Origin of the sequence: Citrobacter cronae, assembly GCF_016893685.1 — a bacterium.
Lineage (GTDB): Bacteria > Pseudomonadota > Gammaproteobacteria > Enterobacterales > Enterobacteriaceae > Citrobacter > Citrobacter werkmanii.
In genome coordinates this window covers 2,316,711-2,329,720 of the sequence record NZ_CP069763.1, presented here as the reverse complement: position 1 = coordinate 2,329,720, position 13,010 = coordinate 2,316,711, and the positions used below count along the sequence as shown (strand labels likewise).

Below are 13,010 nucleotides of genomic sequence, written 5' to 3'. Positions count from 1 at the left end.
AATGGTGCCGATAAGAGGAGTCGAACCTCCGACCTTCGCATTACGAATGCGCTGCTCTACCAACTGAGCTATATCGGCCCTGAAAAGAACATGCCCACGAATGTGAACACGGGGTAGAAGGTTAAAACTAACCGGGCGATGCGTCAATGGCCTTGTGAATCAAACGCCTATTTTTGCATCACCCGGATTCAATTACGCACGAATCGTGTCATCACCCGCTACGGCGGAACGCGCTCAGCGCTTTCCGTGTTCGCGATAGCGCGTTATTACATCAGACATTTCTATAACCAACGACGAACCCGCTGCTCATAGCGTTCCCATTCCTGCCCGAAATGTTTTCGCAGCTGTTCTTCTTCAAAATCGATATGCAATCTGGCTATCACCAGCATAAATAATGGTACAGCCAGTATCCCGGCGAGGCTGCCGACGTAGAAAGCGAAGGCCAACTGGAGTCCGCTCATTCCAAGGTAAATAGGGTTGCGGCTCCAGGCGTAACAACCTTCGGTAACAAGCGTGGTCGTTCTTTCCGTATGAAGCGGGTTCAGCGTCGTGCGTTTCATCCTCATCTGCCACGCGGTATGCAGTGCTACCGCCAGACTAACGCAGGCCAGCAATAGGCTTACGACGATATTCACAGCACCGAACGTAAAATGCGGGGTCGCCGTCAACGCATCCATGACAAGAAATAATACTAAGATGAGCGGTGGCGGAAACCATACTCTTACTTTTGTCAGAAATGTACGCATGGCGAAGGGCTAACCTCAAAACTTTTGTATTGAACATTAATACAGTTATGAATAACCCTTTTAGGATAAACAAACAAACGATGCATCGCTCAGAACAGCAAACCCTCTTGAGATCTAGGTAGAGAAAGTAGAACCAGATACAGGTTCATACAAACTAACAGAGTGCTTGTAATACCGGATAAAATCACTAAATGTCACTGGCGGTAGAAATTGATAGCCTTGCAGGTAATCAACTCTCTGTTTTTCCAGCCATTGCTGTTGAAAGTCATGTTCAACGCCCTCCGCCACTACGCGTAGCCCTAAAAGCCCGGAAAGATGAATAATTGACTCAAGCATAGGAATATGTTGCTCAACCTCTTTAATAGCCTTAATGAATGTTTTATCAATCTTGATTACATCCAGGTCTAACTCATTGAGATAACAGAGGTTAGCGTAACCGGTCCCAAAATCATCTAAAGCAAACAGAACGCCTCTGTTTCGTAATGAACGAATAAGCTCTTTGATTGCTGGAGTGATTGTAAGCGTCTGATTTTCAGTTATTTCTATCATCAGTTTTATGGGTAATTTTTGCGTCATTTCCATAAAGTTAAGGCATTCCCAATAAAAGACAGGGTTACTTAAACCTGATGGGCTGACATTAAATGAGACAAATAAAGTGTTGTTGATCCCTACACCTCCGCCGACGAAATCACGCGCAACGACGGTCATTAAATAGCTGGTCAACTCATTAATCAACCCACTTTTTTCTGCCAATGGAATAAACTCACGCTGAGAAATAGCGTAGTTATGCCCCTGTGGCCAACGAGCCAAAACCTCAACGCCGCAAACATCACCACTGGTATTTACTATGGGTTGAAAATAAGGAATGATTTCTTCATTCCTTATTGCCATGCTCAGTCGGCTAGTATCTGAAACATCATACACCTCATCGTAAATCATATTCTCCGCTGTATTTCTTAGCGGTGAACTGTCTTCACGCAAGAAATTATTCCTGGTTAAAAAAATGATTGTTTCATTGAAATGAGAAAATCCGAGCCGAGTGGTAATTTTTTCCCGATATCGATATACTGACTTAATTGTCAGCGAGTTGGCAATACAAAAATCGTGCAATCTTTCTTTAGTGAAAGAAGCATACAACATTTCTTCCTCAAACTCGGTTAAATAAAAAGTAAATAGTGGTGAACCTCTGTTAATTTCGGCTATCTCACCAGGTGCCAATAAATAATCTTTTAACTGAGAGATCACCTTCTCTGATAATTCCCATCCATTAATAAAAACAAACTCTTCATACCCTCGATTAACAGCCTGGTTTTCACTCATCCGAAGAACAATACAGCTCATATTAATGAACTGTGCACTATTTCTCTGGAGCCACTTCCTGACCAGGAATAATGGCAGTCGATTATCAATAACCAACACACAGGATGGATATTGTGGTATGACGGGTTGCGCTCCAGAAATATATGTGCGCGCATCAACCAGTACTAAATTTGGCAAAGACGCTTTTAACCCTGAGAAAAGGAAAATATCATAACTGAGAAGAAAAGCCTTTTTCACATTCATAATTATCACCAACTTTAATTTATGGCATAGCAGGTCCCTCGTTTTATGCACGAGAGCATATACAACACCTTCGACCTCCAATAATTATAAGGCGGTGCGTGAGTTAACTTTTTCCATAAGTCATATTACACAGGTTAGGAATTTATGATTACAACTGTCCATATGAATATCCCCGTCAAATAGTAAGGCCATTTAAAATATTGAAAAAGGAAAATTCCCATTTTCTAATCAGAACAAATAAATTTACTCACTTTCACAACATGACAAAACATAAAACCATAAAAAAGCAAAACAACAACATATGTAACTAAAAAAATTTGTAATACAATATATCAACTCTGTTAAGCAGCCCGACAAACCATAAGCGTACGTCGCAAATCTCTTATCCCATAAACATTTCCGGCGATACGGACAACCTTATAATAGAAAATATCCTGCCGTGACATAAGCAGCTCAGTAATTTCATCAGGGACATTATCATTTTTATTTTTAACAATAGCCACGCGGCGAGTCTGTCGGTATCCATCGTGATCTTTACCAATAAATTTCAGGACGACATTACGATCTACGGCATAATGTTTGCCCTGAATGACAAGACTTCCTACCTGAGATACTCGCCCTTCGGTGGCGGAAGATATCCGGAAGACAAGAAGGACTTCACCTTCAATTTTCACCCCCTGAGTTTGAGCTTCCAGATGCAGATAATTTTTAGCAGAACAAGTCAGCGTCTCAGGTTGCAGATGAAGATAAAAATATACTGTTATCGCTGCAAGGAGGATCACCCCACTAATAAATATAGTTTTCGCATTCATGCGCAGCACCTCGTTTATCTAGCGAACAAACTCCAAGAAAGTTCTCTTTAAGAGAATTGCTTGCTGATAAATTATTATCATCATAGAAAACTATTGTTTTCTTACCGCTATGACAAACCGAATTTACTTTTCGCCACATATCAGAGGATAAGAATGCTTTCGTTTTATCAGCATTATTGTCATCTGCAGTATAAAGTTCACAATCACCTACTGCCCTGATGTAGATAAAATTCCTGGTACCTGTATTAAAAGTCTTCACGATAAAAAAAGTGCTTGCAATTAAAGCGATTAATAAAAAGAGAACAAAAATTTTTACGTATTTCACTTTTCTTGATGGAACTGCCATTTCCGTTTTAGGTACCAAGCGCCTGTCTTGATCCTCACTGGAGGATGTCGATGCGTCACGGACCGCAGCATGGAACAAAAATCCCTGTCTGGGCAATGTTTCAATGGGGTTCTCCGCCCCCAACTCGCTAAATGCTTTTCGTAAGACACTTATACTTTTATTAAGACTATGGCCGGATGGCACCATGCCATGCTTTTCCCATACTTCCTCAATGATAAATTCGCGGTGGAGCTGTTGATTTTTATGAGTAATGAGTAAATCAAGTAGTCTCGCTGTAGACGGCGAAAGAATTATTGTAGTATCGCCATGTTTCAGGCTTTTCCTGGTGGAATCGTACTCAACCTGATCATTAATTATACTTTTCATACAACCTGACTCTTAAATACCGTAATATTGAGTTCGGATGGCCAAAATTTCATCTACTCTGAGCTTATGACTGTATTTTATAAAGATACATACAGTATAGATTCAATATCTCATCATGACATATCCGATCAGATTCAATACTTACTCACGATTGAGTTTGAAGCACCCCTGCCCCACGGGTAGGTATTTCTGCAAGGCAACTATAAATTTTCTGTTTTGTGTTTTTAGTTGGCTACTACGCCAGGTTTCCCCCGGCAACACATAACGCATGGTGGCTTCATCATCGGTTGAGTTGCACCCCTGGTGTACGATGATTTTAAAAAAAGTATTCCCGGTGTTTTTCAGCGTTCCGTTAGCCTCATCAATGGTGTAGGTCAGATTTATTTTTCTCGGACGAACAACCAGTATGGTGTCCATAGCGATCACCGGGAGAGCCTGTCCCCCTTTTCCTTGATTACGCTCGGTAAACAGCGTGATCGGCATTTCACGAAACAGAATTCTATAATAACGCTCCTTATCATCCTGCGGTCCACGGTAGAAAATCTTAAAAAACTCACTCGCCTGCGGTGCCAGTGAGAAATTCAGCGGTGTAAACAGAAGTTCGCCTTCAGCAATGGCGCTTCTGTTTTCACCTCCCGGCCCCGGCTTATCAATTTTTACGGCGCTAATACTGTACAAATTCTGTTTGTGGCTATCGTTATAGATTCGCTTACTGATAAATGATTTATCCGATGGCATCTCATAGATGGTCGACTCCAGGTAGACAGCCTGTGCAGAGCATGCAGTCAGCCCACAAAAAAAGACAAATGCCCATCTAAGTGCGAAATGGTAGCGATTCATGGCGTGACGCCCACCCAATTCGCCGTCACTTTTATCTCTCCGCTGGCGCTGACGACACCTTCCCAGTCTGCTCCGGAAACGGTTAACAGCGAACGTGAATCATTCATGGGGAAAAGCAACTTCAAATCAGTCGTATAATAGCTTCCATCGTCATTGTTATTTGCATCCCAGGGCGTCTGTTGCCACTGCGCATCGCTCATGCTGATTGGTGCTTCACTGCAGCTATTTCGTTTCTGCACTACGCCCCCCGACTGGCTGTTGTACTGCAGAAAGGCGGGGATTGGGACGGATAGCCCGCCTTGCGTAGAGGTAAACAGGCAATAAGGCACACTATTGATCGTTGTACTATCCCCGATAACCTGGGCGGTAATGCTATCGGCCTGACGAGGGCCTGAGACGGTTACGGTGTAATCCATTTCTATAGGAGCGGCATCGCCAATCGTGCCACTGCCGCTCGCAGAAGCTGTGTTGTCCGAAGAGACAATACTGATTCCATACTCCTTCGGCACAATATTGAGCTGTAACGAAGGGGTAAACTGGTAGTGCCCTGACTCTGGTGTTAAGCCATTATAAAAACCGAAAGTAAACGGCTGACTGTTAGTAATACTGATCCCTGAATCGACGAGATTTTTCAGAAATACTTTCGACAGAAAAATATAAATATACTCCCCGGACGTGGTGAAAACGTTGTAATACGCTGTTGAAGAACCATAGTTATACCAGTTTGAGCCATTCCCGGAGTATCTCACGGTGGCCGCTCCGGGCGTAAAACCAAGCATCGCCGTGTCAACATAAGCGCGAAACGTCAGAGAGGGGGTCAGATTAGCCGTTTGTTGCAGGTTATAACTCACCATCTTGCAAATCACACCGTCTGTGCCGCCCACCACGCCAAGCTCACAATAACCAGAGTCTTTGGTGATGCTCGGCGTTCCGTCGCTGGCAACCCAAAGTTCCTGAAACGCATTAGTGGATTCAAGCGACAGATGCCCGCGTTTGGTCAACGTATAATTAACGTAATTCCATGATCCGGTCGACTGGTCTTTGCAACGCTGTCCGGAAGAATAATCATAATTTACAGACGTATAACAGCGGTTGAATACGTAGGTTTCGCTGCTACCGGTAGACACATTGCGAAAATACTCATAGGCAGTATCCGTCAGAGAGGCGAATCCGTAGGCTCCGCCAACAACGCCTGCGACAGAGCCCACCTGTGCATGATAAAACCCGTTATTGTCAGTTCCTTGCCCGGCAATAAACCCGGTCGATGGACACTGGGTTCCACTATAACAACGTATTCCCCGGAAAGGCCCATTAATCGGGGAATTATCAATCCACATATCCTGATAATAATTTCCGGGTGCAGTCCAGCCCACAAAACCTAAATATCCGAGACTGACCTGCGAGGTACCGTATTTTATCCACGTATTTGACCCGCTGAAGCGCGGATCAAGTGCCGATGGGGTAATAAAATATTCACCATCGATAGCATTTTCAATAAACAAATAATTATTGCTGACTGAGCCGGACGAGGAGGCTTTCAAAGCTAAAACAGGCAAAGGCGTAAAGCTTCCCACAGCACAGATTAAAATAGCCAACTTATTTAATACTTTCATTTTATTACCTCTGTGCCATAGTGGTTTGCGTTGCGCATTTCACCTCACCCACCCACGCCGCGCCGCGTGCTTTTTCCAGATCGAGATCGGCTTCACAAACGCTGCCATTGGCTGAAATTAGCGTGATGACCGGATATTTTTTATCAATATCGATAGCAAACTCACCCTTTTCATCGGTACGTGTTTTCCCGATGTGGTTATGAATATCGGTATTTGCAGCTAACTGCCCATCAGGGTAACGAATACGCCCAAACACGGTGACCATGCTTTTCACTTCAGGGTTAATAACACCAACGTTACCCGGATATAGCGTCAGTTCCTGCTTGCGTCCTGAAACAATATCGAAGCTGTCCTCAGAGTTTTTATCATTGAGGATTTCCAGCTTGTACTGGGCATAGGGCGGCAGTGCAATGAAATTTGATTTACCGCTGAGAAGATAATTACGATTGTTAATCTTCGCCGCCAGTTTACCCTCACCGGTCAAATCTGTTTTCACGATGACACCTGACCGTTGCCTCTCTTTACTCAGACCGAAGTCTTTCCCAGCCCACGCCAGAGAGCCTTGAGAAGAGAAGTTCATATTGGTGGAGTTATCCGCGGAACGCGTTACCGATACAGTACCGGCGTTATATTTCGTGTCATAACTCAAATTGCCGTTTATCGAATAGTTGTTGTCGTAATATTGTTCACCACTCAGACGGGTTGACGCCGCCAGGCCGACTGATTTAATGGGGCCTTCAGTATACTGCTTACGCGCGCTGATATTCCCCTGGGTGCTGCCATAGCGATCCCGGGAGACCCCCATGCTCAACCAGGAAGCCAACGGCAACGATAAATCCAGGCTGACATAACGTTCCTGTCGCCCATCGTCATTTCGGTTGTTGTAGTAATAACGCTGGATCCCTGCACGCAGTCCAACCGAGGCATATCTGCCTGAATAAAGGGTCGTGCTGTAGTCCAGGTTACGGTATTTATTGCCTGAATAGCGATTCTCCGTCTGGCTAACGGTGAGCGAACCGCCATGAGGAATAAACTTTCCGATATTCAGCGTGCCGCCAATGGAATAATTGTCACGTTCCTGCACGGGCAAACGATCGCCAATTTTACTGTCTTCACGAGATGCCCAGAGAGAGCCATACCCCTCAGGCACATTGAGATTAATGTTACTGATGTTTCGCCATGACGAATCGTTCGCCACCAGCGTCTGAGTGCCAATGCTTACGTATTCATTCACATTGAGCGTGACATCCGTTTCATTAACCGCATTGTTGTCAAAACCGTAGAGCGTGGATTTCAGGCCCAGTCCCGACAATACCGCCAGCGTTACCGATGCGGCCCCGCCAGCAATCCATGTCTGCTCGCTGCCCAAATCCTGATAATGATTTCGCTTATAGCTCACACGATCATAATCCAGTGAGCCGCCAAAAAATTGCCACGAGAGCTGATCAATTCCGGCTGCTTGTTGGCGGGCAAAGATTTTATTTACCCTGCTGATACGACTATTAATTGTCCGGCCATTGACCACGATATCTACCGTGACGTCATAAACTCCATACGGGAAACGACTGGTATCAATTTCATAGCTGCCCATATTAAAGTTCTGCACGCTGAGCAATCGCCCGTCACGAAAGACATGAACCTCGCCAGCGGCTGGCAAAAATACGGTAATCGGCGTGAGCGAAAGCGCGGTATTTTCAACAACCGTACTTCCTTTATTTCCATAGCTCACACCGTAAATTTTACCGCCGTTCAGCGCATTCAGGCTGGCAATAGACTGGACATTCCAGGTGTCAAGCATCCCAAGCGCCAGTCGATACCCGTTATAATCGCGCTCATACATCGCCCGATAGAGTTTGCTGGTGCCATTGCTGTCGCCTATACCGTAAAACGAACCGTTAATGTTGATATGGTGCTCACGCAGCGATGTTGTATTGTCTACCGTCAGATAGCTGCGAGTACTGCTGCCGTTGTGATAATCGTTGTAGTAGGTACCAAAGTTATAATTCAGGACATTGGAGAGCGTCTCCACACTGGAAGGCCCAAGCAGACTGCTGCGTGCGACAATCGCTTCAGTTAGCGCATCTTTACTAACAATCATCTCCAGATGAAATGAAGAGACGTTAAGCTGCAGGCGTGCATTAGCCGATAGCTCGATATTGGTATTATCGTGAAACTTCACATCACGAATTTTTTCCACCAATGCGCGGGTTTTTCCAGATAACACGGCATTATTAGGTAATTCAGTAAGCGTCAGGGATTTAACGGTAATATTACCATCAACAAGCGAAATTACCGCATCGGCAATTTTTTGCTGACTTTTCTCGTCAGTCTCGTTGTAGCGAATATATACCGGTACCGTCATTCCCTGCTCCAGTGAACGGGCGAAAGCGCTGGGAATAACGTAATTACCCACTTTTACTGGGGCTGCATGTGAAAATCCTGGTGTCAACGCAAGAAAAAGGCAAAAGCTACCGCCGACAATGTTTTTTGTTGTCATATGCATCCTTACATTCCGGTATTTTATTTATCCCGTACAGATGGCTGCAATCGACCATCACTTCACTGTAATAAACTGCTTACCGTGCCAGATACCGATCCGTGAACGGCTATTATTAATATCGGTAAACTGTAATTTTATTTTCGTACCTGGCATAATGTAATAACGTTCGCGACAGCCTCGTCCTCGATCGCGGGCCTTCTCTTTACACGTGCCATAGGCGATCACTCGAAACGAAACATTGCCAGTATTGGTAATAACATCGCCATTTCGGTTATATTCAAAACGCTCCTTTCTCGGGGCAACCACCAAAATAGTTCCAATTTCAGCCGACGCTGTTGCAACCGCCATTTTATTGGCCCGGGTTTCCGCGCTCTCGGTAACCGGTTCATCAATCCATTGCAGACGATAATAACGCTCAACATCATCTGCTAGTCCTTTATAGAAAAAGCGAAATACATCCTTCGCCTGACCAGGAAGAATAAGGTTGGCAGGTGTAGAAAGTAACTCTCCGGAATTAACAGGCTTTATTTCGACTCCGCCAGCTAAAGGTGATGACAATTGTTTTACCGAAACACTGACATAACGCGCCGCATCAGTCGTATTGGTAATTTCTTTCGATAATGAACTCTCAGCAGAAGTCATTATCGATGTAATTTCACCAACATTAATTGCCCATCCGGGAAAAGATACTACTAACCCTACCAACATCGCTGTCGGTAAATATTTTTTCATGACACCATTCCTGATAAATTCGGGAGATAAAATTCTCCCGAATTTTTTATTACTTAGGTAGTCGTCCAGGTTGCATTGAACTGTACTTTTACATCACCAGTCCAATAGCCGTCTGGCAGGGCAGAGTAATCCGTTACTGCCTGGGTACCATCAGAAGTCGCTGACGTGATGGTAAATTTGAAGTTGGATTGATCGCTGACACGAGCAGCACCGTTATAAGCGCCATCAGCCATCAGGCTTTCAAGACCAGAAGTCGAGCTGGAGTTGACCAGGACAGTATCTGAAGACTTAGTCAGCGCGGTGCCATTCCATGCCACTCCTACGTTCAGGGTAGATGCATCACCACTGGCGTTGGTCAGAGTGTTGCTAATGATCTGCGCAGTCAGCTCAAAATCAGTTGCCGTCTCCTGGCCCTGAATAGTCACATCAAAAGCACCGTCCTGAGAGTTGAAGGCATTCAGTCCTTCAGCATACTGGAAAGTCAAAGAGTTTAGCGGGGTGACAACCAACATGCTGGTGGTATCTTTTGTTGCCGTCGCATCCCACGAGGCAGTTGCAGAAGCAGTAACATCTGCCATTGCATTTGCCGCAACAAATACAGAAGCCAGAGAGGTTACTAATAATAGTTTTTTCATTTTTATCTTCTCCTAAGAACAAACTCACCACCGAGTCTTATTATTAAGTCACTCCAGCGGTTCCATTAATTGCGAGCCAGAATTGCCGCGCAAAAAAATTATCATTTGAATTAAGTAACATCTCAACAAACCCTGAAACGCAGAAATTACAAAAGACTAAGAATTTTCTTACACAAATAGTCTTCCAGGAACTTTCCCAAGATATATTTACTCAAAATAAGCCGCATTTCAGAATTATTAACCACACAAATAAGTCGAACCAAACAATTCATCTTTTTTATGTTTTTGATAAATATCAAAAAGGTCATACAAATAAAACCCTAATAAAATCCTTACAAAACATAAAGATAATTAAAATATTTATATCTTTTCTAAAATGCTGACTATTTGTTACAACTTTGATAAATTTTCATCTTCACAAGAAAATTCTCATGAAACTTTCGTTTGAAGGGGAATATTCTTATAAACAAAGCAAAAATCTGGAGGATTAATACTCGAATTGATAATTATTTCACACAAATAAAACCAGGAATTTTCCATATAAAAAGAATATTCCTGGTATTGCAAGAAAAAAATCATATTCATAAAAGCGAGAATTAGATGAAGCTTTTCAAACCGAGATAACTATTAAGTGTTACCGTACGTACACGATGTAAGGTAATCAAATCTTGTTGTTCGAGTGATTTTAATGAACGGCTGACGGTTTCAATTTTAAGATCGAGATAACTGGCAATTTCTTCCCGGGAAAAAGGCAATCGAAGCGTCGTTTCCGGTCTGCCAATACGCAAATGCATCTCGTAAAACTCCACCAGGAAAGCGGCGATTCTGGCCTCCGCGTGTTTATTCGCATAACGCCGCAATTTCTCAACAATGAACCCATTATCTCTGCACAGAAACTTGATGACTGCTGCGGCAACTGAAGGATCCTTCTCTGCGACCTTGAACAACCGCGCGATATCGATATGGCAAACTTCCGCAGTCGTTGCAGCCCTGATGGTGGTCAGATACGTTCTCCCTTCGACAGCATCCAGCGCCATGATATCCCCTGGAACATAAAAGCGGCTGATAAAAACGTTATCGCCACATTCCACGCTGGACTTGCAATACCCCTCATGAATCACAAAAAGCATCTCTGCGGCTTCATCCTGCCGAGCGAGAATCTCACCTGCTTTAAACTTCCTTCTTTTGTCTATTAACTTGTACTCATTATCACGATCAATAGCCGTTCCCTTTGGACACAGCGAACAATGGCGGGGTGGGAACGGATTGCCGAGCGGCACAACAGGAATACTAAGTTTGTGAATATCCGATTTCACGCAACAACTCCTCATAAAAATGAGACTGATTCTAATAGAACAAGCGTTGGGAACAATACGTGAACCGCAGACCAGGAAAATTCATTCCAGACAGGGAAAATTCTGTGCTGGCTTACTTTTCTGGCACAAACGAGAATATGAATAAATATAGTCTGCTGCGGATGATTAAAAACGCAGAGCTGAAACGAACGCGGGTATGGCGAAGAAGGTTAAAACAAGCCGGGCGATGCATTACTGGCCTTGCGAATCAAACGCCTGTTTTGCATCACCCGGTTTCAATTACGCGCGAATGGTATCATCTCCGAAGCCAATCCACTTGTATGTGGTCAGTGCTTCCAGTCCCATTGGGCCACGCGCGTGCAGTTTTTGCGTACTCACCGCCACTTCAGCCCCCAGTCCAAACTGGGCGCCATCGGTAAAACGGGTGGAAGCATTCACGTATACGGCAGAAGAATCAACTTCATTCACGAAACGGTTGGCGTTGCTGAGCGTGCGCGTCAGGATAGCGTCGGAGTGCTGGGTGCCATGTTCGCGAATGTGCGCGATAGCGCCATCCATATTTTCGACCACCACAACATTCAGATCCAAAGACAGAAACTCGTTATCCAGCTCTTCCGGTTTCAGCGGCACCAGTTTGGCTGAGCCATGCAGTACCTGCATCACGATTTCGTCGCCGTGCAGAGTAACACCGCTTTCCGCCATCTTGTCGCTTAACGCAGGCAGGAAACGCTCAGCGATATCCTGATGCACCAGCAAGGTCTCCACGGTATTGCAGGTGCTCGGACGCTGGGTTTTGGCATTGACGATAATCTTCAGCGCTGGCGCGATTTCAGCAGAATCATCCACATAAATATGACACACGCCAATGCCGCCGGTGATGACCGGGATAGTCGACTGCTCGCGGCACAGCTTGTGCAGGCCCGCGCCACCGCGCGGGATCAGCATATCGATGTACTTATCCATACGCAGCATTTCAGCGACCAGCGCGCGATCCGGATTGTCGATTGACTGCACCGCTGCTGCGGGTAAACCGCAGGCTTCCAGCGCCTTTTGGATCACCGCCACGGTCGCAGCGTTAGTCCGGTAAGTCTCTTTCCCGCCGCGCAGGATCGCCGCATTACCGGTTTTCAGGCACAGGGAGGCAACATCAACGGTAACGTTAGGACGCGCTTCATAAATCACGCCAATCACGCCCAACGGGACGCGACGACGCTCAAGACGCAGTCCGCTATCCAGCAGGCCCCCGTCAATCACCTGCCCGACAGGGTCAGCAAGATTACACACCTGACGCACGTCGTCAGCAATCGCTTTCAGACGCGCAGGGGTCAATGCCAGGCGGTCGAGCATTGCTTCGCTCAGACCATTTTCACACGCCTGTTCTACATCCTGCTTGTTAGCGCTAAGGATACTTTCCCTTTGCGCTTCCAGCTCATCGGCTATTTTTTCCAGCACGCGATTTTTTTCGCGGCTGGAGAGCTGCGCCAGCTTGTATGACGCAGCTTTGGCAGCAATGCCCATTTGTTCCAGCATATGCCTGTTCC

General features: G+C 45.1%; 11 protein-coding genes and 1 tRNA gene. All 12 read right to left on the bottom strand.

Annotated features, from left to right (window positions below):
• Positions 1 to 2: 2 nt before the first annotated feature.
• Positions 3 to 78: transfer RNA gene (locus tag JSN25_RS10055), tRNA-Thr, on the bottom strand.
• A 203-nt stretch (positions 79 to 281) separates the two neighbouring features.
• Positions 282 to 746: a methyltransferase family protein gene (locus JSN25_RS10050; protein ID WP_199965985.1), complete on the bottom strand. Its 465-nt coding sequence runs from the start codon at positions 744 to 746 to the stop codon at positions 282 to 284.
• A gap of 114 nt (positions 747 to 860) precedes the next feature.
• Positions 861 to 2,309: an EAL domain-containing protein gene (locus tag JSN25_RS10045; RefSeq protein ID WP_204525683.1), complete on the bottom strand. Its 1,449-nt coding sequence runs from the start codon at positions 2,307 to 2,309 to the stop codon at positions 861 to 863.
• Positions 2,310 to 2,650: 341 nt separating this feature from the next.
• Entirely contained in the window at positions 2,651 to 3,121 is a 471-nt protein-coding gene (locus tag JSN25_RS10040) for a hypothetical protein (RefSeq protein WP_038637718.1), read from the bottom strand.
• The gene (locus tag JSN25_RS10035; protein ID WP_204525682.1) at positions 3,096 to 3,833 is read right to left on the bottom strand and encodes a winged helix-turn-helix domain-containing protein; all 738 of its coding nucleotides are present in this window, start codon (positions 3,831 to 3,833) and stop codon (positions 3,096 to 3,098) included. The genes JSN25_RS10040 and JSN25_RS10035 overlap by 26 nt, the downstream gene beginning before the upstream one ends.
• Positions 3,834 to 3,974: 141 nt before the next feature.
• Positions 3,975 to 4,673 carry a fimbrial biogenesis chaperone gene (locus JSN25_RS10030; RefSeq protein WP_038637713.1) on the bottom strand — a complete coding sequence of 233 codons (699 nt, stop codon included), beginning with the start codon at positions 4,671 to 4,673 and terminating at the stop codon, positions 3,975 to 3,977.
• The gene (locus JSN25_RS10025; protein ID WP_085047717.1) at positions 4,670 to 6,286 is read right to left on the bottom strand and encodes a fimbrial protein; all 1,617 of its coding nucleotides are present in this window, start codon (positions 6,284 to 6,286) and stop codon (positions 4,670 to 4,672) included. The genes JSN25_RS10030 and JSN25_RS10025 overlap by 4 nt, the downstream gene beginning before the upstream one ends.
• A 4-nt stretch (positions 6,287 to 6,290) precedes the next feature.
• Positions 6,291 to 8,783, bottom strand: a complete 2,493-nt coding sequence (locus JSN25_RS10020; protein ID WP_085047774.1) for a CS1-pili formation C-terminal domain-containing protein — start codon at positions 8,781 to 8,783, stop codon at positions 6,291 to 6,293.
• A 57-nt stretch (positions 8,784 to 8,840) separates the two neighbouring features.
• Positions 8,841 to 9,518: an EcpB family pilus assembly chaperone gene (locus tag JSN25_RS10015; protein ID WP_204525681.1), complete on the bottom strand. Its 678-nt coding sequence runs from the start codon at positions 9,516 to 9,518 to the stop codon at positions 8,841 to 8,843.
• 53 nt (positions 9,519 to 9,571) lie between these two features.
• On the bottom strand, positions 9,572 to 10,153 hold the full coding sequence (gene ecpA / locus JSN25_RS10010) for a common pilus major fimbrillin subunit EcpA (protein ID WP_038637704.1): 582 nt from the start codon (positions 10,151 to 10,153) through the stop codon (positions 9,572 to 9,574).
• A gap of 596 nt (positions 10,154 to 10,749) precedes the next feature.
• Entirely contained in the window at positions 10,750 to 11,469 is a 720-nt protein-coding gene (locus tag JSN25_RS10005; RefSeq protein WP_069323872.1) for a Crp/Fnr family transcriptional regulator, read from the bottom strand.
• 279 nt (positions 11,470 to 11,748) lie between these two features.
• The gene (proA, locus tag JSN25_RS10000; RefSeq protein WP_204525680.1) at positions 11,749 to 12,999 is read right to left on the bottom strand and encodes a glutamate-5-semialdehyde dehydrogenase; all 1,251 of its coding nucleotides are present in this window, start codon (positions 12,997 to 12,999) and stop codon (positions 11,749 to 11,751) included.
• Between the last annotated feature and the right edge of the window lie 11 nt (positions 13,000 to 13,010).

What these genes read in the sequence shown, in the direction of transcription:
- JSN25_RS10050 (WP_199965985.1), bottom strand. Translation starts at nt 746, where the DNA reads ATGCGTACATTTCTGACAAAAGTAAGAGTATGGTTTCCGCCACCGCTC.
- JSN25_RS10045 (WP_204525683.1), bottom strand. Translation starts at nt 2,309, where the DNA reads ATGAATGTGAAAAAGGCTTTTCTTCTCAGTTATGATATTTTCCTTTTC.
- JSN25_RS10040 (WP_038637718.1), bottom strand. Translation starts at nt 3,121, where the DNA reads ATGAATGCGAAAACTATATTTATTAGTGGGGTGATCCTCCTTGCAGCG.
- JSN25_RS10035 (WP_204525682.1), bottom strand. Translation starts at nt 3,833, where the DNA reads ATGAAAAGTATAATTAATGATCAGGTTGAGTACGATTCCACCAGGAAA.
- JSN25_RS10030 (WP_038637713.1), bottom strand. Translation starts at nt 4,673, where the DNA reads ATGAATCGCTACCATTTCGCACTTAGATGGGCATTTGTCTTTTTTTGT.
- JSN25_RS10025 (WP_085047717.1), bottom strand. Translation starts at nt 6,286, where the DNA reads ATGAAAGTATTAAATAAGTTGGCTATTTTAATCTGTGCTGTGGGAAGC.
- JSN25_RS10020 (WP_085047774.1), bottom strand. Translation starts at nt 8,783, where the DNA reads ATGACAACAAAAAACATTGTCGGCGGTAGCTTTTGCCTTTTTCTTGCG.
- JSN25_RS10015 (WP_204525681.1), bottom strand. Translation starts at nt 9,518, where the DNA reads ATGAAAAAATATTTACCGACAGCGATGTTGGTAGGGTTAGTAGTATCT.
- ecpA (WP_038637704.1), bottom strand. Translation starts at nt 10,153, where the DNA reads ATGAAAAAACTATTATTAGTAACCTCTCTGGCTTCTGTATTTGTTGCG.
- proA (WP_204525680.1), bottom strand. Translation starts at nt 12,999, where the DNA reads ATGCTGGAACAAATGGGCATTGCTGCCAAAGCTGCGTCATACAAGCTG.